Source organism: Parachitinimonas caeni, from assembly GCF_030129945.1.
Taxonomy (GTDB): domain Bacteria; phylum Pseudomonadota; class Gammaproteobacteria; order Burkholderiales; family Chitinimonadaceae; genus Parachitinimonas; species Parachitinimonas caeni.
On sequence record NZ_JARRAF010000047.1, the window covers coordinates 1 to 23,796 of the forward strand.

Annotated in this window: 24 protein-coding genes; 4 read left to right on the forward strand and 20 right to left on the reverse strand. The window is 57.0% G+C overall.

Going from position 1 to position 23,796, the window contains the following annotated elements:
- On the forward strand, window positions 1–214 hold a 214-nt coding region (locus tag PZA18_RS21845; protein ID WP_284103014.1), incomplete at its 5' end, for a transposase.
- 352 nt (window positions 215–566) lie between these two features.
- On the opposite strand, the gene PZA18_RS21850 is transcribed toward PZA18_RS21845, so the two are convergent.
- The 8 genes from PZA18_RS21850 to PZA18_RS21885 all read right to left on the reverse strand — a co-directional run bounded on the left by PZA18_RS21850 (window position 567) and on the right by PZA18_RS21885 (window position 6,122).
- Window positions 567–1,034 (reverse strand): hypothetical protein, encoded by a 468-nt coding sequence (locus PZA18_RS21850; protein WP_284103015.1) that lies wholly within the window; start codon window positions 1,032–1,034, stop codon window positions 567–569.
- Window positions 1,035–1,105: 71 nt separating this feature from the next.
- Window positions 1,106–1,438 (reverse strand): hypothetical protein, encoded by a 333-nt coding sequence (locus PZA18_RS21855; protein ID WP_284103016.1) that lies wholly within the window; start codon window positions 1,436–1,438, stop codon window positions 1,106–1,108.
- An 83-nt stretch (window positions 1,439–1,521) separates the two neighbouring features.
- Window positions 1,522–2,577 carry a hypothetical protein gene (locus PZA18_RS21860; RefSeq protein WP_284103017.1) on the reverse strand — a complete coding sequence of 352 codons (1,056 nt, stop codon included), beginning with the start codon at window positions 2,575–2,577 and terminating at the stop codon, window positions 1,522–1,524.
- 96 nt (window positions 2,578–2,673) lie between these two features.
- The gene (locus tag PZA18_RS21865; RefSeq protein WP_284103018.1) at window positions 2,674–2,916 is read right to left on the reverse strand and encodes a hypothetical protein; all 243 of its coding nucleotides are present in this window, start codon (window positions 2,914–2,916) and stop codon (window positions 2,674–2,676) included.
- Window positions 2,917–2,978: 62 nt separating this feature from the next.
- Window positions 2,979–3,203 (reverse strand): hypothetical protein, encoded by a 225-nt coding sequence (locus PZA18_RS21870; RefSeq protein ID WP_284103019.1) that lies wholly within the window; start codon window positions 3,201–3,203, stop codon window positions 2,979–2,981.
- The gene (locus PZA18_RS21875; protein ID WP_284103020.1) at window positions 3,196–3,876 is read right to left on the reverse strand and encodes a hypothetical protein; all 681 of its coding nucleotides are present in this window, start codon (window positions 3,874–3,876) and stop codon (window positions 3,196–3,198) included. The genes PZA18_RS21870 and PZA18_RS21875 overlap by 8 nt, the downstream gene beginning before the upstream one ends.
- 299 nt (window positions 3,877–4,175) lie before the next feature.
- Entirely contained in the window at window positions 4,176–4,571 is a 396-nt protein-coding gene (locus tag PZA18_RS21880) for a hypothetical protein (protein ID WP_284103021.1), read from the reverse strand.
- 435 nt (window positions 4,572–5,006) lie between these two features.
- Window positions 5,007–6,122 (reverse strand): hypothetical protein, encoded by a 1,116-nt coding sequence (locus tag PZA18_RS21885; RefSeq protein ID WP_284103022.1) that lies wholly within the window; start codon window positions 6,120–6,122, stop codon window positions 5,007–5,009.
- 268 nt (window positions 6,123–6,390) lie between these two features.
- Here PZA18_RS21885 and PZA18_RS21890 point away from each other — a divergent pair, with 268 nt between their 5' ends.
- Together PZA18_RS21890 and PZA18_RS21895 are read left to right on the forward strand one after the other, a co-directional pair.
- Entirely contained in the window at window positions 6,391–6,852 is a 462-nt protein-coding gene (locus tag PZA18_RS21890; RefSeq protein ID WP_284103023.1) for a ProQ/FINO family protein, read from the forward strand.
- Between the two features lie 38 nt (window positions 6,853–6,890).
- Window positions 6,891–7,529 (forward strand): DUF6904 family protein, encoded by a 639-nt coding sequence (locus PZA18_RS21895; protein WP_284103024.1) that lies wholly within the window; start codon window positions 6,891–6,893, stop codon window positions 7,527–7,529.
- A gap of 60 nt (window positions 7,530–7,589) precedes the next feature.
- On the opposite strand, the gene PZA18_RS21900 is transcribed toward PZA18_RS21895, so the two are convergent.
- From PZA18_RS21900 to PZA18_RS21910, 4 genes are read right to left on the reverse strand one after another with little or no spacing between them, the layout of a single operon-like run.
- Window positions 7,590–9,308 carry an ABC-three component system protein gene (locus PZA18_RS21900; RefSeq protein WP_284103025.1) on the reverse strand — a complete coding sequence of 573 codons (1,719 nt, stop codon included), beginning with the start codon at window positions 9,306–9,308 and terminating at the stop codon, window positions 7,590–7,592.
- Window positions 9,305–9,553, reverse strand: a complete 249-nt coding sequence (locus PZA18_RS25015) for an ABC-three component system middle component 6 (RefSeq protein ID WP_308447444.1) — start codon at window positions 9,551–9,553, stop codon at window positions 9,305–9,307. Before PZA18_RS25015 ends, PZA18_RS21900 begins: the two co-directional genes overlap by 4 nt.
- On the reverse strand, window positions 9,550–10,470 hold the full coding sequence (locus PZA18_RS21905; protein WP_284103026.1) for an ABC-three component system protein: 921 nt from the start codon (window positions 10,468–10,470) through the stop codon (window positions 9,550–9,552). The genes PZA18_RS25015 and PZA18_RS21905 overlap by 4 nt, the downstream gene beginning before the upstream one ends.
- Window positions 10,471–10,518: 48 nt before the next feature.
- Window positions 10,519–10,713, reverse strand: coding sequence for a type II toxin-antitoxin system RelB/DinJ family antitoxin (locus PZA18_RS21910; RefSeq protein WP_284103027.1), 195 nt, complete (start codon window positions 10,711–10,713; stop codon window positions 10,519–10,521).
- A 335-nt stretch (window positions 10,714–11,048) separates the two neighbouring features.
- Here PZA18_RS21910 and PZA18_RS21915 point away from each other — a divergent pair, with 335 nt between their 5' ends.
- Entirely contained in the window at window positions 11,049–12,197 is a 1,149-nt protein-coding gene (locus tag PZA18_RS21915) for a hypothetical protein (protein ID WP_284103029.1), read from the forward strand.
- Between the two features lie 320 nt (window positions 12,198–12,517).
- Here PZA18_RS21915 and PZA18_RS21920 read toward each other — a convergent pair whose 3' ends face one another.
- Genes PZA18_RS21920 through PZA18_RS21955 form a run of 8 tightly spaced genes read right to left on the reverse strand, consistent with a single transcriptional unit; the run spans window position 12,518 to window position 23,663 of the window.
- On the reverse strand, window positions 12,518–15,076 hold the full coding sequence (locus PZA18_RS21920; RefSeq protein ID WP_284103030.1) for a DNA topoisomerase: 2,559 nt from the start codon (window positions 15,074–15,076) through the stop codon (window positions 12,518–12,520).
- A gap of 10 nt (window positions 15,077–15,086) precedes the next feature.
- Entirely contained in the window at window positions 15,087–17,216 is a 2,130-nt protein-coding gene (locus PZA18_RS21925) for a hypothetical protein (RefSeq protein ID WP_284103031.1), read from the reverse strand.
- 46 nt (window positions 17,217–17,262) lie between these two features.
- A complete protein-coding gene (locus PZA18_RS21930; protein WP_284103032.1) occupies window positions 17,263–17,796 on the reverse strand; it encodes a type II secretion system protein in 534 nt (177 codons plus the stop codon).
- A gap of 34 nt (window positions 17,797–17,830) precedes the next feature.
- Entirely contained in the window at window positions 17,831–18,940 is a 1,110-nt protein-coding gene (locus PZA18_RS21935) for a hypothetical protein (RefSeq protein WP_284103033.1), read from the reverse strand.
- Between the two features lie 39 nt (window positions 18,941–18,979).
- Entirely contained in the window at window positions 18,980–20,050 is a 1,071-nt protein-coding gene (locus tag PZA18_RS21940; RefSeq protein ID WP_284103034.1) for a type II secretion system F family protein, read from the reverse strand.
- A complete protein-coding gene (locus PZA18_RS21945; RefSeq protein WP_284103035.1) occupies window positions 20,047–21,771 on the reverse strand; it encodes a GspE/PulE family protein in 1,725 nt (574 codons plus the stop codon). The genes PZA18_RS21940 and PZA18_RS21945 overlap by 4 nt, the downstream gene beginning before the upstream one ends.
- A 10-nt stretch (window positions 21,772–21,781) precedes the next feature.
- A complete protein-coding gene (locus tag PZA18_RS21950) occupies window positions 21,782–22,336 on the reverse strand; it encodes a hypothetical protein (RefSeq protein WP_284103036.1) in 555 nt (184 codons plus the stop codon).
- A gap of 4 nt (window positions 22,337–22,340) precedes the next feature.
- Window positions 22,341–23,663: a type 4b pilus protein PilO2 gene (locus PZA18_RS21955; RefSeq protein WP_284103037.1), complete on the reverse strand. Its 1,323-nt coding sequence runs from the start codon at window positions 23,661–23,663 to the stop codon at window positions 22,341–22,343.
- Window positions 23,664–23,796 lie beyond the last annotated feature (133 nt).

The following is a 23,796-nucleotide window of genomic DNA, read 5'->3' on the forward strand; positions in this document are numbered from 1 at the left end:
CATCCTGATCAACAATCTCAAGACCGCCAGTGCGCGCCGCGCCCGCAATCGTTTTGCTGAACACCTCAAGCAGTTTTATTGGAAGCCTTTGTTCTGGCATCGAGCGTATTTCGTAAGCACCGTGGGCGGTGCGACGCTGGAAGCCGTGAAAGCCTATGTCGAGCGGCAAGGCACTGAAGAACATGCGCGTAAGAAGCAAAAGCAAGCCACCTGACGGCGGCGACGCCTTGACCCCCTCTTGCGCCTTTCGCGCGGCGCGCTCAGGCTTAAGGCGCTAAGAGGGGGAATGCGGCGTCAAAAACTGTTCAAACAAACAGCAATTCGCGCAACTGGCGCGAATTACATCACGAGATTATTCGTCGTAAATGCCAGCAAGGTAGTTTCCAACCTTCTCTCGAAGGATTTCAGCCGCCTTATCAGCATCCTGCAGCGACAGTGCGGCTTCAAGGCTCTCTCCAAATTCAACAACTTGGGTGGATGAATCGCCAACAGAAACATAGGTGCCGGTAAAGTACCCGGCACCTCCAAACTCGAACAGCCGTGGCTTGTTGCAATGCCAAGCTGTGCTACGTCTTTGGAATGGGTGACTGATAGTTGGGTTCGCGGCATACCGGCAGAGACACGCCAGCATGCATCAATGCCGCGTCCACCGCCTGTGCACTGTATTGCATGCCAACCATAAGGTCTCGCAAGAGTTTGCCTGCTTGTGCCTTTGCGCAGCATGCCCTCATTGACCCATCGAAAATACATCGCGCTAGGGCCTCACCGAAAGGCTCTGCAATCTCATATAGCCAGACCCCAGGGTGGCCTTCTTCGTCAAAACAATCGGCTACTTGATCGGCCAGAAGCGCAAAGCCGATCATTTCGTCCATTGCCTCGAGGTGCCCATTCCATTCAGGGTAGAAACCATGTTCGGCCCTGTATGCTTGGCAGAAGTTGCCGAAGCCCAGAGCCATGTAGGCGATTGTCAGAAGATCAGCCTCGCTGCGAGCAGCTCTAGTTAAGTGATCATTGTATTTTCGCGCTTCTGTCAATTCGATGCTCCTTGAATAAATCGCGGAGTCCCCCCAAGCGGGGATGTACCCCGCCAGGGTTAAACGTCGTGTTACTGCTCGCCTGTCATGTAAGGTGCAGGAACAAAGCCAAACTTCGCTTTAAACTCGTTGGAAATGTCGTTTGCCAATCTCACCAGCGAAACATCATGCCGGATCGAATTGGACACACGCATCGCTTCCTTCTCAATTGCCGCACCAGTCATCGGATGGATTACTTCCCTACGGAGCTGGCGCATCGCATCTTCCAGATGTGATGGAGACAGCCCCATTCGTTCGGCGACAAGCAAGATGATTGCCTGGCCGTCACCATATGTCATCGAACGTGGTGATAAGCTGCTTTTAGCATCCGGAGAAGGCAATTTCCCATCGTGATTCGGATCCATTTAAAGCTCCTTGTTGCTCGCGGAGCGCTCCCTGACGGGTAGCGAGTACCCGCAGGTTGATAAGGTTATGGAGAGGATCTGGTCTAGTTGGTTGTGTATCCAACTAGTCCGTAGACGTCCGTCCATTCAAATCCACAGTGACTGCAGACAGAATCCTGAGTTGCCGTACCACCATCGATTTCGACCGAGTCCCCTTTGATCTCCGAAAGTCGGCATCGGGGACATTTTGTACCTTTGACTGACAGGTACTGTGCATCTGTCATCAACGATGGCGGTGATTCCCCTTTCAAGATGTTTCGATCGATCAACTGCCTGGCGATTTCTTCATGCGCGGCAGTAGTCTGGTCCTCAAGGCTTGTGCCAACATCGAGGGCAGCTGCCGAGATGGCGTCCAGATTCAAAGTGGCAATCAGGTCTTCTGCCATGCTATTGAAAGATCGACCGTTTGCGTTCAGGACGCGAACAGCGTGCTGACGCAGTACATTGGCGACATCGATTTCGGTAACCTCAAAGGCTATTGAAAGTGGGTTTCCTATCCCTTTCGATGTAGCTCCGCCTTGAGGCACATCCGCAGACACTTGCATCATGTAAGGCTGTGTAACCTGGATGTAGATCAACCAGTGATCGGCCGAGGGTAATGCCATAACGATCTGCTGGACCGAGGACTCGTCGGGATCTGAGTCAATGAAGCCTCCTGATAGAATTGCATTTTGAAGGTACATCAAATCAACCAAGGTACGTGCACCGTGCTGGTCTGCCAGAGTGGTGAGTGACTCAACGGAATTAACCAACTCGCTCCAGAACAGACTCGCCTTAAGTGGATCCCCTTTAAAAAACTGGTGGCATTCCGCTTTGCAGTCTTTCTCTGTGAGCGCTTCGTCTCTGATAGCAGCTAAAGCTGGAGCATCAATTCGGTAGCTGTCATCAGGTTCCAGCTGTACTGCTATTTCCTTATCGCCGATCAATATGAACTGGCCGATCAGATGCTGGTAATGGTCGCCATCTCCGGACTGATCGATAGCCGATACGATGCCCGTATCAAGATCCAGCAGTGCTGATGTGGTGATTTGACCTTCTTCCCAGCGTGACGCGAATTGGACAGAGATCGTGTTTTCAAATTGCGGAGTGGTGGAATTCATTTGTGTTCTCCTTTGGCAACGGGAGAACACCCGACGGGTGATTCCCGTCGGGTTGAATGGAAAGGTAGTACTTCGTATTACGGATACCCCAAAAACTTAGGCATACAATCCAGTGTGTTTGTCGATCAATGTGACTACAGCAATGGTGGCCCCATTCCAAGCAAGATTGCCCACTTCAACTTCTTCTTGATCATAGGCAGTGGCTACCTTGAGTGCTGCAGCCTCGGATGTAGCTGCCACCAAGATGCTATTTGTGCCATCCCATTCAGTTTCTGGGTCGGCTAAGGTTACTTCTCCTTCGGAAACAAGATAAAGAATAAGGTCGCTGTAGTTTCCCATTTGAAATTCCTCCATTGAGATAATTCTCGTCGGGCGAAATGGTGAGCTAAAGATGGCTCAGCTTAGTCACCGTACGATGTTTCAAGCCAGCGCGAAACCAAGGATAAAGCTTGATCCTCACTGTGTACCTCAGCCGCCTGAAAAGGGGTAGATTTCCATTCCAAGGGCTCATTGGGGTCATTCAACAGTAAAGGCCTGTATTCTATGGCCGATCCTTTTTGGACCAGATTGACACGCACTTCAATTTCGTCGTCTGACGCGCTACGGAACTCTCCGGACTCAATCATCGTTTTCTCCTGATGTTGTGAGGTGGTTGGCTTGTATCATCGCTTGTTGAATGACATTCAGCGCCTTAATGGCGCGCGCTCGCTCGATCTGCAATTGCTGTATTGCACTACAGGCACGTTTTGCAATTTCAGGAATCTTTCGGTCGGTATACTCAGAATTGTCCAAAAGTTTCCGCACAATCTTCGCATAGTTCCGATCTGTCTTATCGACATCGGCGGGCATTGGCAAATTGAATGCCGCAGCCAGACTGGAGAGATCCAGTAACCTGGTTGTGGCCTCGTTATGTATCTCATTATTGCGCTGAATGACGATGGTGACCCGGAACGTTGCTTGGGTGACATCAACCCTGAAGTTGCTACTCTCGAACAAACGAGACAAGTCAATTTTCTCATCTTCGGAGAGATGGTCTGGGAAGGATAAAAATGCCAAAAAGTCATCATTGCTGTGGTCCGTTTGCAAGTCTGTAGTGCTTAAGGTTTTCAGGCCTCGGGCCTGAGCAAACGCGGCGAGACCGAGGATGGTTTGCGCGGAGCGGGGCGTAAAATACAACTCCATGCCATTCGGGTGAACAATTCCAGTCATATCTCCAGTCATGCTGATTTCCTCGCAAAACAGGAATTTCCGATGCATGCCTTTAACGCGTGCATAAGTGTCTATTGATGGTTTGGCCATGAATCGTTTCCTTCAAAGAAGAATGTTGAATTTGATAATGCGGAGAAAAGGAAGACTGCAGGCCCGGCGGATGCCGGGCACTGCAGAGGTGAGATTAATGAGCGATGACCTGCATCAGCCGGGCATAGCACGGGATGGGGCGAGTGCCGTCTGGGCCGAAAAGAGAACAGCAAAGTAACGCCAGGAACTGGGAACACCCCCGCACGAATGTGCGATCGGTTTTCTAGGTCATTCCGAACACTTCGGGTTGCTTAGAGATAGATGATGGAGAAACATGTGGCGTGATCAAATGCTTCCCATTAAGTCTGGGCCGACCCAACCAACGTGCTTTTGAACTCGCGCTCTTTGCGCTCCTCCTTTGCGAGGATGCGCCGGTCGACTTCTTCTGAGCTAAGGCCATACTCGTTATGTAGGGCGTTCCCATGCAGGATGCCATTGTCAGAGCCTGCGATCTTCAGCGCATTCTTATCGCCGACCGTGTCGGCTAGCGTGTCGGTGTCCAAATTTTTAAATTTGGCGACAACTTGGCTGCGGTAAAAGAACGTAACTGTGTAGGATGGTTCGCCACCCTCCAACAGGTATCGGGCAAAGTGAATTCTGTCTGATTCTTTGTCATCAATGTAGGTGATGCCCATTTCTGGGAAAACAACCAAATCGAAGGTCACTAAGTCTTGTTGCTCAGTGGTAAGTTTCATAAGGCTTCTCCAGTTTGGGGGTAGCAATGCGGCCCCCGAGCGGAGGAAGCCGCCAGGGCGAGTTACCGGCTGGGCCGGTAGAGAGATAGCAAAGTAATGCCAGGAGTCGAGAATACCCCGCACAACAGTGCGATCCGTTTCAGGGGCTGACGGTCATTCAACAGCGGTTGTTTTTAGCTCGAAACAACCAAAACGAGTGGAACATTGTCCTATTGAGCCATGCGTGTTGGCAGGTGCTTGTCTATGTGGCAATCGGTAGCCACTGGCCCTGCTGGTAATCACATCGCCTCGAATAGACATCCGCTTGCTGCGTTGCCGTCATGGGGGAGCCTGGGCATTCGCTGGGTAAGGCGCCTTCCCCTCCATGGCAAACCCTGCAAAACAGCAGGCCATCCTCGCGGTCGTCGTATTGATGCTTCGTCTTTGCTTCCGGCATCACTGCACCTGCACTGCAATCGGTGTCCCGGTCATGATCTGTTCGGGTTTGTCGGTCAGGCGATAACCGGAATAAACAAAATACTCGCCAGCCGGCAGGGTGCCGATATAGACGTTGATGCGTGCCACTTTATCCAGATACTCCAGATCGGCCTTGGGTAAGGCTTTGAGATCGCCATTCCATGGCTTCCAGCCATCGACCAGTGACAAGGCCAGGTACTTGCCTTCGCCGTAGGCGGCAACGGCAATCAGATCGGCAACCTGACCTTGATCACCGTCTGGGATGCTCAACGCGGCTTGAATCATCAAGGGATCTTGAGTAGAGAAACGTCCAACCGGCTTGTACAGACTCTCGGCCTGTCGCTTGACGCCGTGTTGGCCCGCAACGGTTGTGATGTTCTTGAAGCCAGGGGTGCCGCCGCCTTTGTCGGGAGGCGTGCCGGTACCACTTCCCGAACTGCCGGTGCCATTGGGAGCCTGATGACAAACCGTCCAGGTGGACCCCGCCACCCCGTCGCAGGTCTGACCCTTGCTGCCATCGTAGAGGGACGACCAGGGGCGTTTGCGTAACCAGGCTTCGTACGCCTGTCGATCCTTGACCACGAATTGCCAGTCGAACTGCCCGAACTCGAAGGCCTGGGCATCGCGGTTTTCAGCGTCGACCAGCAACCAGCGTGGTTCACGATTGACCTCATCGGCAATGCTGCCGTCCGCTTCGCGTGGGGGATAAACGGCACCGTTCTGGGCCCGGAACGCATAGTGCTGTGGGATACCGTCCCAGCTGGATCCGAAAAACTGATCGGTGAACCAGTAGCTGTTGACGTACCAGGTCACCATCGACACCCCGGGGGGGATCAATACGGTCTGACGCAGGGTGGTCCGAGGGGCAACGGTGCTCCAATTCAGTGCGGGTTGGCCGGGGACCGAACGAGGATTGACCCAGATCCAGGGGATAGTGTTGTCGGCCTGGATTTTATGGACGTCGTAGCGCTCGGCCATGGTTGTGGCCTGACCCAGGGCGAATGGCAGGTAAACCTGCTGCACCGGGGTAAGGCTGTCAGCAAAGGCAGGGGTAGCAAAAGACAGGGAAAGTAGAGCAGGCAGCAGTCGTCGCACGATAAACTCCGTGTGGTGTGCGATGACCGCTCTCGGGTCGAGACCACCTGCGCATCGCACGGTTCTCATTTTTCTGTGCGAGGGCTGCAGTGCGGGCTGGGCGCCGAGCGAAAATAGGGTCCGTCAGATGACGGGTGTTGCGGCAATGATAGAACGATCAGGCCGCTGTCGCCAAGTACTGGAAGGTTGCCGTTCAATGGGGGCAGAATACATTTCATGACCGCCAGCCAAAAGGCGGCAGCCCCATCACGCCCCGGCGGAGGAAGCCATGGACAAAGACACCCTGCAGCGTTTACTGGTCGAGCGTTGGCCCAGCCTGTTCGACCGCAGCCCGATCGCCCCCCTCGACATCAATATCCATCAGAAGATCCGCACCGCGCTGGGACTGGACGAGGCCGGTCTGGCCAGCCTGGTGGCCTTGCTGGGCGAACTCACCCGGGAAGCCGCGTATCGGCAACAAATTGCCGCGGGTGGCCGACGGGTACGGCTGGATGGCAGCGCCGGTACTACCATCCGGCCCTGGGATATCGCGGCGGCCAAGGACGCGCTCGAAGGCGGTGATGCCCATCGCCAGGCCTTCCGCCAGCAACGCAAAGCGTGGAAATTGCGCAAGCAGGCGGCAGAGGCCGCGGTGGCCGGCGCCCCGGCGGTGCCGGAGTCCACCCACCCCGCCTCGTCGACACCGGCCAGGCCCGTGCTCAAGCTGGCCGTGGCCACCGCGAAAGCCTGAGCGGCCTCCATTTTCCTCGATCCCCCGGAGTCTTAGCCATGCTCAATGCCCGCCTTAATCGGCACCATACCGGCCTCACCCTGTGGGGCGATGGGTATAGCCTGCGCCAACTGCACGGACTGGTACATAGCCTGGTCGAACAGAGTGCGCTGATCGAAGATAAGGAAGGCTATGTGCTGGGGCTGGCCTATGATCTGCGCAAGGCGTATGAAGGGCAGCGCCAGCGGGAAGTCCTCGATGTCGGTCTCGACGACCGCCTGACGATATACGGAGTGGAGATCCTGTGGCCGTATATCCTGTTGCAAACCGGCCAGCTGCGGCAGGCCCTGGCCGATCTGCCGAGCAGCAAACTGGATCAGGCACTGCTGTATCAGCTGGAACATGCGGTGGAATCGGCACTGCGCCAGGTGGTGCCGGCGACGGCGGAAGACATCCTGCAGACGGTACGCCAGATTGCGGTCAGTCCTTATCCGCAGCTGGAGGACGCCCTGCACAGCCGCTGTGCCTATTTTGTGGGACTGAGCCCGAGGCAGCGCCTGAGCAAGCTGCACCGGGTGATCGAAACCCTGCACCCGGCCTATCAGCTGGTGGTGGGGACAGGTAAGCCGTTGCAGCCCGGCATTTTGCCGCCGGAGACCTTCCCTGGTGAGGATGAGTGGCCGGCGTTTGAGTGGTAGGTGGACGGGTGATTTCCTCTCTGAGGTTTAGCACAGAGAGGAAGTCTACGTTATTGCGCATTAGAACCTGATGCCAAACAGCCCGCCATCATCCGTTGCATCAGTCAATCGCATGGGAAGTACATAGTCATTCAGGTCGAAGCCGTCGATGGTTTCTTTGAAAGCATCGTCTTCATTCATTGTCACAATGTACTGAAAACCTAACTCTTGCGCGATCTCCGAGCCAAGACGCAACGCGCTGATCACCTGACGACCGTCGACTCCATCGAATAGATGGCTATCATGGATCAGAAATCCCGGCCCCATCTGCCGCTTGGCACACAAGCGCATAAGCATCATGTCGAAGCAGAAAATCTGCATGTTCTTGATGCCCTTACTGCGCTGACCTTGCATCGGAAACTTGAAGACCGGTCCATTCGAGGTTTCATCGACCGTCATGCTACCGGCCGACTCATACAGGCGTTGAGAGATTTCCTCGAAGGCGACGATGGCTTCATACAGTCGCTCCTTCTGCTCAGCAAAGTCACGCCGCAGGCGGATGGTGAGGCGATTGCGTTCGATCGCCAATTCATTCTTAGTACCTTCAAGCTGCTCCGCTGCCTCGAAACGCCGTCGCAACGAATCCACTTCGGATTCTAGTCTCCCAAGTTCTCCTTGCAGTTTGAGAAATTGCTCGAGCGCACCATGGCTGCTGAGAATGCCAAGGATCTCTTGGCGTCGTCGGTCTAGCTGGACCTTCTTGTTGTCGCGCAGCTCGATACGAAGCTTTGCGGCTTCGAGTTCGCTGGACAGATAGTCTTTGCGATTCCGTACCACGGATTCATGGAAGCTCTTCACGTCCTCGTAGCGACGCTTGACTAGGCCGGGTAACACAATACCTGCTTCTTCATAAACCAGTTGCAGATCTTCGTGGTCCGGAGGCACTTCAAAGGCCAGCGCGCCTTCCAAATCACGAATCGCTGAGAAGTCGATGGTATTGGCGTTGGCCAGCTCATTAAGTTGGCGGGTCAAGCTGGCGCTTTCGACTTCCAGTTCCCGGTACTCCGGCAAAATCTGAAAGTTTCCAAGTTCCGCTTGAAGCTTCTTGAGACGAGCTTCCTGAATGGTTAGCTCTGTGCGCAGGTCGGCGGCCTTGCCGATGATTGAACCGAACGCTCCTTTTCCGACTGCTTTCTTCAACTGTACGAGAGTCTTCTCCTGGTCACGTACGGATTGCCAATCCCGGGCAATCTGCCAGTCCAATCCGAGCAGGAACATTAACGCCATCTGAATATCACCAGTTCCCTGCTGCGCTGCCTGCTTGTCCGGCGTCATGAAGGCACCGCTCTCCTGTCGGCGTACAAAGTAGGCAAACAGCGACCGGAAGGAAGGCGGCTTGCTGCCTGCAGCTTCAAGGCTGCTTAGTCCAAACATTTGTTCGCCAAGGAATGTACACCACTCGCTGGCTGAGAACTTGATCTTTCCGGCAGGAGGGACTGTCGCGAAAAATTTGGCTTTAGCATCACCGCTGCGCTCGACAACCGTTCGCTCTGACTTCAGATCAAATTCCAAACCAAAGGTATGTTCGGTCAGTTCCGGTGTGCGGAAAATCGAGTCTGGGCCGGCATCGGCGCCAAGCAGAAAATGCACTAACTCGACAAAGCTGGTTTTTCCAGCGCGATTGCGTGTTTGCTTGGTGGTGGCACCTACCGCTTTTTTGGCGAGTAGCACGTTTAGGCCGGGCCTCAGCTCGCCAAGATGCTTGAAGCTAGGCAGTGTGCTGAAAAGATGATGAATCATGCAGTCTTCCGTGCCACTAGGCCGCTTTCAAGTTCGATGGTTCCAAGGGCGTACAGGAGGTCGAGGGTGAGCAGAAACCAGTCATAGGTAATTCGCCGAGGCATTGTGTCCGGAACACTGTCATGTCTGCTTAACTCCTCCCATAGCGCGGAGACAGTCTTGGGGCGCGCCAAAAAGGTCAACACCTGCGCGCCGACAGTAAGTAGTGCTCGATCCTGCGGTAGATGTTTGGAGGGCAGGATCATGTCGCACCCAACGTTTGAGCGTCTTCAAAAATCTCGCATTTGTCGAACAGGTATGCCATCACGGCCAATACTGCTGCCTTATGCGCAGGCGTGGTATTCGCCGTGCCACCCGCCCACGCCTCCAGGCGACCGAATATCTCGTCAGGATGGAGCGGTGGAATGTTGTCCCGTAATCTCAGGTACTCATCCTTGAATGCCTGTGCGATTTGTTCACCGTAGGTAGGGTTCTTCCAGTTATTGAAGAACTGTGCCACAAGCGGCGACTTCTGCATGCCTATCTTCAGAAAATCGGCAACAGCCTGAGACAAGAAGTTTGCCTCGATTTTTCCACGTGACACGTCCTTAACCTCGCTCGTCGCGGGAAAGGGCGTGATCCTGATATGGTTGAGTACGGCTGCCAGATCGCTGAAGCCTAGATTGATGTTCGCCTCCATCGTAAGTGATGGGCCGAACCAGGATTCAAGATCCTGCAAGCTTAATTGCCGGAACTTCGTCAGCATTTCCTCGTAGCCGCAATGGCTGATTTTGATGTTTGGATTCGCCTGCCTGAGTTTAGCCAGCGCTTCAATAATATGAGGTCCCAAGCGACCGTCGGGTGCGTTATGGACGAAGGTCCACTCATCAAAATACTTTTCCCAGTGCGCCTTGGCACCTTCGAAATCCTCGTTGATTTTCTTGACGGCGTCGGCGGCGCTCAATTCATTAGGGGCGTAGCTCTGGAATAGGACTCGCGCGGAAGGTAGGTACCCGTCGTTCTTGCGGTCCCCAACATTACCCCAAGGCCGGCAAGCTTGGAAATCGTTGGGGTGTGCTTTCGACATCAGCTTTTCAAACAGCCGTTGAAACACGTCCCCCTTGGATTCCAGGAAGGCAATGCGGAAGTCCTTTTCGTAGTTGAGCTGCTGTATGCGATCCATGCGTTTAGGCCTTGGCTCAAATGTTGTTGGCGCAATTCCGGTAGAAGCTCATGGCCCCTTGCTTTTGGTTTGGGCGTGCACGCGATTGATATCGAAAGGAAGCGCCTTATCAGCGGCAATGCGGGTGAGCAGGACGCGAATGGCGTCTGATACGGACAATCCCATTCCTGCCAACACGTTGGTGGCTTCCTCTTTGATATGCCCATCAATCCGGGCGCGAACCACATCATTGCTGGTGGCCATTTGCAAGTACCTCGAGCTTCATTGTGGCTACATTGTGCTCCATTTGGGCTTGGTTCGCTAGCAGCGAGTCTATCGGTTTGGCGGTTAATTCGCCCAAAATCCTCATCAGCCTGATGGTGTAGATGGGAATTTTCCCACTTGAGCTTCGACGAAACTGAACCTACACTGGGAACTGTAGTACCCACTGGTCATGCAACACGATGACCGCGCTGATCCAGTTCTGGGTTGGCTAAAAACCCTCGCGCTGCCAGACGCGTCTGGCACAGATTGATGATTTGGCTGCTATGATGATCATGCAGTCAAATTGACAGATTGCGCATCACGAGGGGATCACCATGAAAAACCATCTCATCAAAGTAGCTACTTGTATCGGTGCTGGCCTGTTGGCCATGACGACCGCTCATGCGGTCAAACTCGACCAGATCACCATCAATGGCCAACCCTACGTCGAAGGCATGACTGTTTACGGTGCTGCGGCGGGTGCAGATGGTAAGGTGCAGATCACCCTCGGCGGTCGGTTGACCGGGGAGGATGCGGATTGGCAAAGTTACAGAATTAATAAAGACCCTGATGTGCTAAAAGGGCCATATGTAGACGGTAACCAGTGGAATCCCAGTGCTTTCCGTAAGTATGGAGGCGTGCCGGGGGTATGGGCTGTTGGAACCGGTGTTTGCGCTCTCCCTGCTATAAAAGCTTATGGCTTTGAGTATGGTAAAGCGCCATATACGCCAAATTTAATGTCGACTGCTTTCCCATTGAGTTATCGATTTGTGGGAGATGATGCAGAACGGTGTCAACCGATGTTCGAATTAACAGGAAAGCTGTTTACCGACGCAAGTTGCAATACAAACTACGTAATTGACGGGAAATTTGTTCCTGCTACGTGTAATGTTAACGATCTAACTTACGGTTTGGCCTTAAAGCCAGTAGCTAACGAAGATGGGACCTTCGAGAAGCGATTTAAAGTTGGTTTAGGTGAAGTGACGTTAGCTTATCAGTTAACCCCTGGCCAATTTTATAGTGATGGCATCGCCAACAATGGTGGGGTGACGCAGGATGTGTTCCAGACAAAGCTGACCCTTAAATTCACACTGAGTGCCGAGGCAGCTCCAACCGACTTCCGCCGTAGCGTCGTCGCTCAAGCCAGTGGGACTGTGACCGGGCGTAGCCTCCAAGCCAGATTCCGGGGCGACAGCCGGTATCTTGGTCAGAGGGCCGACGTTTTTGTGGCGGCACATGTCGTGCATCAGGGTCGAGATCTGGGCTGGTATCTCAATACCAACCAGGGCTGGCAGCCTTGGGATGGTCAGATGGACCACTTGGTAGCCCATAAGCAATTGATGTTGACAGCCGATTACACAGTACTCGAGGTTCTGCAAAATCTGGATATGAGTCAGTATGCGGGCAGTGAAGTTTGGGTAGCCTACCAGCCCGCAAAAGGGCCTCTGGAATACGACCGGGTCTACGCTGAGAGCGGTCTGTAAAGAGCGCAAAGTTCAAAAGCCCAACCTGCCAAAGGTTGGGCTTTTTTCTGCTTATGTCTCGGTGGCCGGTTCCGCTGCGACCGCCGAAGCAGGCGCCCTCCATCCGCCTACAACATCGAAGGCGATCAAGATAATTGTGAGGATGGCCAATACTGCATGTGTTTCAGACCGTCGTACCATGTGCATCAAGTCGACCAAGCTGGCGGTGTTGGGGTCACTTCCACAGAGGTACAGAAATAGGAACAATCCCAGGCTATAGAAAAAGTTACCAAGAATTAGCTGATTCATTGTCAAGGGCCTTTCTTTGTCACGATGATTGGTCAAACTGCCTTGGCAGGCTTGGCTGTCGCGAAGTCCGGTCTTCCCGCCTTGTCCGGAAACGTTGCACTACATGCACTGACCTCCTTTCCGTAGTTGCTACATCCCCAAAACATCCCTTTAATCCCTTTTCTCTGCCTCAATTCACCTTGTCCACAGCTGGGACAAGTGATCGTCTCAAACAGAGGTTTGCCTTTTCGATCGGCATAGCTGGCCTTACATGGGCTTTCGGCCCGATTCCAGTTGGAACAAGACCAGAACGGCCCGGACTTACCCTCCCGCTTGCGTAGTTCACCGGTCTGACAGCTGGGACAGAGTTGCGGTGGACTCATATCCGGCTGACCCTTCTGATCGGCGTAGCGGGCGTCGCACTTCGGATCTGCATTCCATTGGGTGCAAAACCAGAACGCCCCTTTCTCGTTCTGCTTGCGCCGCAACTGGCCTTTCTGACATTTGGGGCAGGGAATCTCGGCCGATGGATTGAGCTGAGGTTTACCGGCTTCGTCTTGAAACCGGGCATCGCATTTCGGCTCAGCATTCCAGTTGCTGCAGTACCACCAGGCCTGTTTGGTCTTCTCTCCGACTTTGCGCTTGAGTTGGCCGGTTTGACACTTGGGGCAGGTCTCACCCGGCTTGACGGGGAGTGCCATGGGCAGGGTGGCGGCTTCGGTGACCACTTCAGTGACCCACTGACGGGTCTCATCGAGGAACGCTTCCAGTGTCAGCGCACCTTGCTTGATCTGATCCAGTCTTTGCTTGAACACCCCTGCGGTGGCCGGGTCTTTCACAGATGATGGCAATGCGTCGATCAAGGCCCGTGCGGCTGGTGAGGTCATCAGCTTCTTGGATTTTGGCTTGACCGGAATCAGCAGTCCGCGTTCCTTCAGATCCGCAATCATCGGAGCGCGAGTGGCGCTGGTGCCGATCCCGTCGCCGTCTTTCAAGCGCTGACGGGCGGAAGCATCCACCACGTATTTATGCACGTTCTTTAAAGCCTCGGTCAGCAACTTGTCATCAAAACGGGATGGCGGTGTGGTCTTGCGGGCCGTCGCCTCACACTGATTACACTGGGCGATGTCCCCCTGTTGCATAAGGGGCAGGGTCTGGCTGGCGGGACTGGTCGACTCCCCATCGCTCGAATTCTCTCCCTCGGTTTCGGCATAGACCGCCTTCCAGCCAGGAGAGATTGGCGTATTTCCAGTGGCCACGAAGTCCTCATCCTGTATTGCGACCTCCACCCGGGTGCCTTGATAACGATAAGGCGCGGCAAACTGTGCCAAGTAGGTACGAACTACCAGATCATGGATATTGCGCTCTGCTTCCGTCCAGTTGGCGGGGGCGGTCGCCTGTTCTGGAATCGTCGGCACGATACCGTGATGTGGCGTTCCTTCCATATGTTTGTCATTGAAGGCGGCGGACTTACGATGGGTGTCCAGTAGGGGGGCAAGCGCCGCAAGATCCGGCCGTAGCTGGAATACGCTGGCCAGAATGGTAGGGGCCTCGGCATGCTGGGCCTCACTGAGATAGCGGTTGGTGGTTCGAGGGTAGGTGGTGACCTTATAGGTTTCGTACAATTTCTGGGCGGCCGCCAACACGGTTTGGCCGTCATAACCAAACTGGGCGAAGGCCTCCATCTGCAACTCGTCCATTGCCAACGGTAGCGGAGGTGGTTGGTCTTTGGCGGTCTGGCTATAACCTTTGATGTGGGCGGGCTGTCCACTAAGGTGCTTGACCAGGGCATCAGCGACCGCAGCATCGACTAGCCGGCCCTCCTCATCGCACCCCGCCTGGTTGTCCCGTGGCTGCCAGCTGGCTTTGAATCCACCGTTAGCATGCTGGATCACCGCATTGAGGGCGAAGTATGGGATGGGCTTGAACGACTCGATCGCCCGATCCCGTTCCCGCACAATAAAGAGTAGAGGTGTCTGGGCACTGCCGACCGGCAATAGCCCCTCAAAACCCAGCTGACGACCCCGAAGCGTCATGGCCCGTGTGGCATTCATGCCGAGCAGCCAGTCATACCGGCTGCGAGCGAGTGCCCAGCGAGACCAGCCCTGGAATAGTGGCTCTTGATTGTCTCGGATGTTGTTGAGCGCCTGTTTTACTTTTATTTCGTTGTAGTCGTTGATGAGTACTCGTTTGACGGGCCCACGATAACTGAAGTAGTCCAAAGCCTCATCGACCAGCAGTTGCCCCTCCTCGTCCGGATCGCCGAGGTGGTAGACAACACTGCATTGGCGTAGTGCATTCTCCAGCAGCTTCAAGCGGGCCTGTTTCTGCGGCTTCGGTTGGATCTTCCATTGCCGGGGCAAGATGGGCAGATCCTGGGCCCGCCAGCGTTTCTTGCCCGTTGTCGTGAGCGGGATGTCGTCGGGCAGATAGGCATCTGGTTCCGCCTGCTCGAAAGCATGCCCATCTAGCCAGTAAAAATGTTGATCTCCAATGATATTGTGCTGCTTGGTCTTGGCCTCGCTCCAGTTGTACTGGGCGGTGCCAATGACTTTGCCAACGGCTTCGGCCAAAGAGAGTTTCTCGGCAATCCAAAGGATGCGAATCGACATGATGATCTCCTCAGTCAAAGCCTGGTTGACAATAGATGATGCTGGGGGCTCGTCGGGTCAGGCTGGGTGCCAGACTCCAGTCGTAGGGTTTGCCTGACGCATCGGTACAGGTGGTCTTGCGGCGCCAGGAGAAGGTCTGTGTGACAGAGATGGGGGTTTGATACCAGACAGGTTTCACATTACCGCTAGTATCTACACGATCAGTAGTCTGATCGCGGTACTGACCACGTACGCTGACTTCGGTGTTACCAGTGGTGCAGGATTCGACGTAGTTGATTCCGTTGACTGAGTTGGAAGAGCAATGGGTAACTGGGACGGTGACTTTAAGACTGCTCTTGCTAGCATCATCCGCATTCACCTGATAGGGTACCTCGGAAAGCGTTTCTTGCTTCGAAAACTCAGGGGTGTTTTGCGTGCCTTTATTGGCAGTAATCCAGCGGGTACCGCCAGCGGAATAGAACACACCGTTAGGGCCGAACCAGAATGAGGAAAATGCGCTCATTTGTGGATCACCCTCTATTTTTCCTGTGATTCGATTCAAGTATCCTGGTACTCGACAAGTCCAAGTGCCGATTTGGTTGTCGTAGGCTGGGATAGCGACGGGGACTGCACCGTTACTAGCGGTGGTGAAGAAAGTGTAATCAGACGTTGGATCATATCCTTCTCCAATTCCAGCGAGGATCCATCTATTCATGCTTCCTCCTCCATACTGCGGCTGCACCTGCCTCGCATACATCAACACCTTCCCCCCCATCATGAGCGCCTTCAAATAGCTCAAGCCATAGTTCATGTTGTACGGATTGTTCGGATTCTGGTTCCAGAATGGGATGCCATGTGAAGGGATGCTGCTGGAGAAATTGGTGGATACCTGACTGGCTGCCCCCCCTCCCGGAATGTTGTCCGGCCAGCACGAGTAGTTGGCATTGGTTTCATAGCCGTCCATCATCCCGGCAATTGCCTCTTCCTGACCCGACACCCCACCCGTCGCCTTCAACCACGAAAACTGTGGCTTGCTCGGATCGGTGGTCCGGTTCTGGTCGTAGCTGCAGGCCAGCAACATGCCCGAGGCGTAATTCTGGTTGGCTGCGGCGGTGGGTTTGTCGAGCTGAATGCTGCCGATCGTGCCGGGCTTGGCCATGAATCGGCGTTGCTTGCGTTCGCGGGTGTCTGGTCCTGTAGGCGGATCGATGACGAGACGGGTGGCAGCATCGATGCTATTCAGATTGCACGGCTCGCCGATACGCGGCGTGAAGGTTTCGGCAAACTCGATGCCGCCAACATTGACCACCCGATGACCGCCGACGTTTAAGTCGCCGGTCATTTCCAGCGTGCCGTCACGTCTCAGGAATTCGCTGTAGCCCTGACTGGCGTAGCCATTGCGCATGCCGAGGAAGCCGGCATAAAAAGTAAACGGTCGCAGCTCGGGCCAGGTTTTACCATCGACCACCACCCGATCATCAAGTCCCGTGAATCGTTTCAGATCGCCAGCCGTGGTATTCGATGCGGCCAGGTGCCCGAGCTTGCGCACGACCCAGCCGATCCGCCGCAGGTCCAGCTGCGCATTGTTCGCTTCCTGCACTACCTGAGCTGGCAGCCAGGCGAAGCTTTCCAAGCCACAGCCTGATGGCAAGGTGGTGCCGGGAGGGACTGGATCCGGACAGGCCGGTGTCTTGCGGATGACGGACTCGAACGGCATATCCACGAGGTAGTGGGGCATCCGCCAGGTTGCAGGGAAGTCAGACCGCAGCAAGCCCAGCGCCTGCAGCTTGGCCTGGCTGGGACGCTTGGTCTCGCCGGTACCGGCCAGTAAGCGCACCGGCTGGCCGGAGGCGTCCAGCTGCGGGGCGCAGTTCAGGCCATCGGTCACCTGGCCAGCCGCATCGATGGGTCGGTTCTGCGGATCGACCTGGCAACGGACCACATCCTTGTCCAGTAGCAGGTTCTGAAAATATTGCGTCTGGTACGCGCCGAGCGCCGCGTTGTACTCCCGCAGACCATTTCCGATAGCCAAAGTGGCGTCGTCAAAAGCCTCCTCGATCTGGGCATCCATCCACCAGTTGCCGGCCCAGGCCACCGTACCGATCACGGCAACGGCGATGGCCATTTCTGCCAGAAGGTAACCGCTTTGTCGTCTTCGCATGCTGTCTCTCCCTCGTTGGGGGTGGCGTCCGCCACCCCGTGGCCGATCAACCCTTGCTGAAACTGAAGGCGATGGTGTTGGCGTCACTGGCACACTGTTTTGCCACTTCGTTCAGATCGATCTGCGCACCCGGTACCGCTTTCAGCGAGTTGTTGTTGACGCTGACTGTCCGGTAAGTGCGGGTATTCATCTCGCGCACAATGTCGCGACATTCGCGGTTGGGGACGTTGTTAAGCGTGGACGTGATGGTGTTGGAGGCGGCCGTACCCACGAAGGTCCAGTTACCCCATTCGGTGACGACGTTGTTACCCGAAATCATATCTGCGGGCACCAGCTGCCACTGTGCCACCTGATCGGTGAACGCCGTATTCGGCACCTGCGATTGACGACTGAAGTGGGTCTGGATCGAGGGGACGGCTTTCTGGATCGCTGTGATCATTTTCTTGGCGGAGTTCCCACCAATGATGTCGGGCAGGAAGGTCCAGCCCAGCGCGGCCAGGATCAGGCCGACGGCGACAACAATCGCCAGTTCAACCAGGGTGAAACCCTTTTGATTGCGAGTGGATTTAATCTGTTTCATGGTAAAGCTCCTTGGTTTGGACGGACGGGGAAAATCAGAACAGGCGTTGCACTGAGCAACTGTCACGACTGCCGCCGAGGGTCAGCAGGAAGTCGTTGTCGATGCGATAAATGCTGGCAGGAGGAATCGGTGCGATGGCGGGAGGGCCATACACGGCGGCTTGCTCAGGGACATAACCTGGCTGACCGGGGGTGCCGGTCGCTGGTCGGGCGGCGGACAGCAAGGGCCGGCTATCCGCACTGGCCGGAAAATTGCAGTCACTGCCACCGCGCCAGGCGTAGTGCTGGCCGGCGTCCTGCAAGGTAAAGATCGTGCGGGGGCCGATACCGGCATAGGCACTGATGACACCGGATTGCAGCAAGGCGGCGTCAGCCTGTCCGGCCCGATACACCGACCAGCTGCCTTCCGGTTTGGCCTTCACCATGAGCGGGCCATTGGCCACGCCATCCAGAGTCAATGCCGGCAGCGTCAACAGATTCAGACCGCTGTCGAGCACAGCAGGCGCGGTGCGGCTCCAGTCGTAGCGGGCAATCACCACGCCACCGGTCTGACTCAGTGGGTAGTGCAGATCGCTGCTGGCGGAAAGCCAACGCCAACTACCATCCGGATTGAACAGCAGACGTGCTTCGACATAGCGCCCCGGTGCCGGACTGAGTCCCGGCAAACTGCTGCTGCCAGACGAGCTGCCGCCATTCCCGGTTGGGACACCGACCGGAGAAACCGGCGAAGTCGTGGCACTGCCACTGCCTGACGCCCGAACCTCGATCGCCGGAACGCTCAGGATGTGGCTGGCGCTGTCATAACTGGCCGGGGGCACGGGCTGGGGCTGGGGTGGTAGCCATTCGAGACGATAGCCGTGCTTGTCGATCGCCCGACCATTCACAAACTTCACGACCAGGCTCTTGCTGTTCGTGGACCAGGTTGCAAAGCGGACCGGCCGCTTCAGACGATCCATCTCCCCGTCACTGACACTGCTGGGCTCGCAGAGCAGAAAGGCACTGACCTCGGCCGGTTGCCAACCGAATTCAATCCGGTCGAGGTGATAGGGGGTGAGATCCGTGTCCGTACAGTCACGGGCTGACGCATTCAAAGAAAACAAGCTAGCGCTTGCTAGTGTGACCAACTGCAGGGGCATCATGCGCATGGGAATCTCCTTGCGATTCAGGAACGTGTTAGGAAAGGATCAGTGTCGGCTCATGCCGTCGAACTTGGCTTTGAGTGACAGCGCGATATCGCCGAAACCGAGGATCATCAGGATCAGCATCAGGGCGATGCCGCCCAGAGAGACATAGCCGATCACCAGGGTGACGTTTTCGAGAGAGCGACCCAGGCGCTGAAACTCCTGCGCGGCCAGCTTGGCCAGAGCCTGCTCGAAGCCGTTACGGCCGCTGAAATCGAGGATCCGGTCCATCAACCGTGGGCTGAACAGTCCGACATCCAGCGCGTGAGCGCCATCGAGGTTGCGGCGCTCGATGTTGAACAGCATGCGGTCGATGTAGAGGGCCAGCCAGGGGCTGGCATTGGCGCGGACGATGCGCAGTCCCTTGACCAGGCCGGGCCGGCTCTGCAGGACAGCCTGCAGGGCGTTCAGAAAGATCACGCTCTGCGCCTCGCGCCGCCAGGCGTAGAGTGGCAGCCAGTGGTCCAGCTTCAGACGCAGCGGGTGCGCCCAGCGATCCAACGATAACCACCATGTCACCACCAGGCAGGCACTCAGCGTTGCCAGCAGCCAGCCCCAGTTCGACACCAGATCGGCAACCTGCAACAGAAGCCACGCTGCGCGGTGCCATTCGCTGGGGGGGAGCAACCGGGCCAGCATCGGCACTGCCTTGAAGCTGATCATCATCAGCAACAGCGTGATGATGGTGGTAGCGACGGCGGGGCCGATCAGCGCGAGCGTCAGCGCTCGTTTGATCTTCAGCTGTTCGCGGATGAAGCTCCCCAGATAGCGCATGCCTGTGGACAGCTGGTGCAGGCGCTCGTAGGCCCCGAGGATCATCACGTCGGTCGGGGGTACGGTTACCCGAGCCGCCTCGCTCAGCGGTTTACTGGCCAGGCCGGCCAGCCAGGTCCGGAACACCGGATCCAGGCCGGTTTTCCGCTCCTGAGCCCGGCGGGCGGCGCGGCGGATACCTTCCACCACCGGTTCACCGTCATCGAGATGGTCAGCAAAGTCCTCGTACCACTCGTGACGCATGGCATTGAAACGCAGACGGGAACGGCCTTCGACACTCCAGAGATCTGACAGGTTCATGACAGCCTCCCGCCGGTGGGTTCCACGATTTCGTGCAGCGCATAGGGAGCGAATGGTCGCTGTGCTTCTCGCGGATCGACGAGGCCTTGCGCGACTTTGTACAGCGCGTGCTCAAAGGCGGTTTTGCCGGTCATGTCGGGATGGTCAAAGCCGGTACGTCGGCTCTGCCTCCACAAAGTCTCCGCTTCGCCCAGCTTGCCGGCTTCAATCAACCGTCGCATGGGGGCCGTCGGGACTACCACTTCGGCGGCGACCGTCTGGCCGGCGACGCCGAGACCCTGGCACTGTCCGCATCCGCCCGGCTTTTCGACAAACAGGCGGGCCGGATCCAGACCGAAGCGCCGCAGCTGAGCATCCAGCTTGTCCCCCAGCTGATCGGCGGCAGGTTGCTTGCAGTGCGGGCACAGGGTAGGCAGCAGGGCCTGATAAATCAGCAGCGACAGAAAATTCGGGTCACTGAGGACTTCCCGCTTGATGCCGATCACATCCGATCCCAGGCGCTTGATGGCGCCAAACGCCGACGCGGTATGGAGGGTGGTGTAGACCCGGTGGCCAGACAGGACCATCAGCTCCAGCGTCTGGCCCATTTCACGGGTGCGGACCTCACCCAGCATCACGTCGTCGGGATCGGCCCGCAGCAGGGCATTCGCCATCGCCAGCATTTCCGAGTCATCACCGGCATGCGCCCGCTTCACGGCAATCTGCGACACGCCATAGATCTTGTACTCGACCGGATCCTCCAGGCTGTAGCGCTTGCGGCTGGCTCGATCAGGGTCGGTGCTGAGCAAGGTGCGGATGGTGGTTGACTTGCCGGAACCGGTCACCCCACAGACCGCGATCAGACCACTGTTGCGGGCACTCCCGAGTTCCAGCAGCTCGACGTGCGAAGGCGCATACCCCAGATCGGCCAGCGATGGCACCTTGCTGTGACTGGTATCCACCACTTCACGACCGCTGGCCATCGGCAGCACCCGGAATACTGCGTCACCGCCGTCGAAGGTTTTTACCCACTGAAATCGCAGTTTGACCCGCTGGTCGTTGGCATCGATCTCCAGCACGGTATCGAGCGATTTGGAGTCCGGGCTGAACTGGTTCTGCGACTGGGAGTCGGCCTGGCTCATGGTGTTGAACACGGCATGACAGACCCCGACCAACTGCTGGCCGGAGACCTGACGCATCGAGACCACTCTGGTGTGCTGCCGGATTAGCGCACGACCACTGCTCCCCCGGATACACAGATGCAGGTCGGTGGCCTGATGTCGCATCGTGTCGCAGATCAGCTCATAGAACAGGGTCTGGGCGTTGGAGTGGACGGGCAGTGTCTGGCTGCGTGCGCGCTCTCCAATGTTCAGCGCCTGGATCACGCTGGTCGAGGCTGGCAGATGACAGGCAATGTGCAGGCCCGCTGACTCCAGGCGGCCGCGCAGGGTCAGGGTAGCTTGCGAAGCACCGCGACCATCGGTGACCAGCAGCCACACGCTGCGTGCGTCAATTTGCAGCGCACTCAGCTCATTGATGCTGTCACCCGGCAGCGGAAACAGCCCGCCCGGACCGGTCAGGACCGCCTGATGATCGGGGACATCAGTGAGGTAGTCGATTCGCCTTGCTGTGATCTCCTTCATCTTCGCGGCAGGAGAAGGAATCCGGTCAGTTACCAGTGGTGTCAAGGTGTCTGGCACTGGGGGGGCGATATCAGGTTCGAGTTCGATCACGCTATCCATGGTGCCTCCCTCAGCGCAGACCGGCAGTGGACGGCACGCCGATGGGCGTCAGGGCGGCGGCTGATGACGGGGCGGCGAGCGTTGCTGAGCCCGCCGGTCCCCGATCCGGATCTTCGGCCGGACCGGCCGCCACCTGAGCCAGGACCAGGGTCCGGGTCTGTTGCGACTTGCCTTTGCCAGGGCGGACTAGCTCGACCTGGGACGGACTGATCTTTGCCAACTTCCAGTCGCCGAGCGCGGACAAGTAAGGTTGATTGGCCGAGAGCGTCACCACCGAACCCTTGTGCCAGATGTCCGCCATATAAAAGCCGCCACTGCGGCTGATTGCCAGCACAAACGGTTCCCGCTCGGGCAGTGCCGGCAGCGGGAGCCCCGTTGCCGAGACTGCCGCTTGCATCGCCGCCGGCGGCAGGGCGGGCAAGGGCTTGGGCAAGGCCTCGTCGATCTTGCGTTGCTTCTCGGCATTGACGAGCTGGCTCTGTTTGCTGATCAGCTCATCGACCAGCTCGGCCTGTACTGGCGTGATGCCGGCCAGCAGGATCAGACCGAGACAGCTCAACCTCATACGGTTAGTTGCGCACATAAAGTTCTCCCTTCAGGGTAAAGGCAGGGTTGCCACCGCTGAAACTGGCCGTGAACTGGGTCAGCACAGCATGTTCCGGCAAGCGTTGAATCACGCCGGACAACAGGGCCAGGGGGCCCGACAACTGCCAGGCACGGCGGTAGATCGGGGACACGCTGGCGGGGAGCGGGCCGTATTGGGCATTCTTGGGTGGTGGTGGCAAGGCAATGACTGGAGAATTGGTTTGCAGCGGTTGCATGCCGACCATGACGCCGATGTAGCTAAGCGTTTGCCAGCGACTTTGCCCGTTGATCTGCCAGTCGTGATGCATGGGAATCTTCTCGGGCACAATCGTAGGCGTTGCATTGACGTGTGAGTCCAGTGTCGCGGCAATTCCGCTCTCGGTGAACTCAAAGCTTGCGAAAGCTTGACCGGGCTTGAACGTGGCATAAGTGGCCATCGGTTCAGAGTGATACCGGGCCACGCAAGTTGGCTGGCATTGCACCTCTTGCAACTGCCAGCCTCCGACATCAAGCGGCAGCTGGCGGACGCGAGCCAGAAGAGCGGAAGCTTCTGCAGGAGCCTGGCGCCAGCCGGCGGCGGTTGCGGCCAGGGTACGCTGATAGACTGGCAGGGGATCGATGAGAGTCAGTGCGGGTTGGGTTGGGACAGGACCGCGCTGGGCCTGCCAGTGCTGCCAACCGAGTTTGACCCCCATGCCCAGTAAGGCGATTGCGGCCAAGGCGCCCAGCCAGGGGCCATGACGCCGGAGGGGGGACAGCGCCTGCAACTGCAAGGCCTGGCGACCCGCCTTGCCCATGCCTTCCAGCGCCTCGCCGGCGCTCCAGGCCTGCAGAATGTTGCCGGGCAGCAGATCGGGAGCATTGCCGTAGAGTGCGCAATCGTGATGACCTGGCATGCTGATGAATTGACTCGCCAGGCGCTGTGCGGATTCGGCATCGAGGACAGCATCGAAGGTTGGCGAGGGATGGCCATCGACGATACCGGCCAGCCAGACCTGACCATCCTCCAGTCGCCACAACAGCAAGGCGAGACGCTGGCTGATCGAGGCGGAGAACAGCGCCGCCCCGGCCAGCGGCTTGCCACGAGGCCGTACCGATTCGGCGGGGAGATAGCCCCAGGTCAGGTCCAGTTTCTCGTCGCCATCCAGTTCATGCCGGGTCTGCAGCCGTAAGGCATGACTGGCGGCGAGTTCGCGTGCATACCGGCGGGCCTCCGGCAATTCGGCGCGCCCGCGACCAACGATGCCCCGCCATTCAAGGCCCAACAGCAAGGCGGTGCGATCGATAATGAGCAAGTGGGTGGCCATCAGCGGGCTCCTTCCACCACCGTCGGCGTGATCATCACCACCAGCGTCTCACGGGTGGTGCGGGCAGACAGGGCGCCGCCGAGCAGAATGCCCGTGGTCCGGTCCAGCCCACGCTCGCTGTACTGCCCCTGCG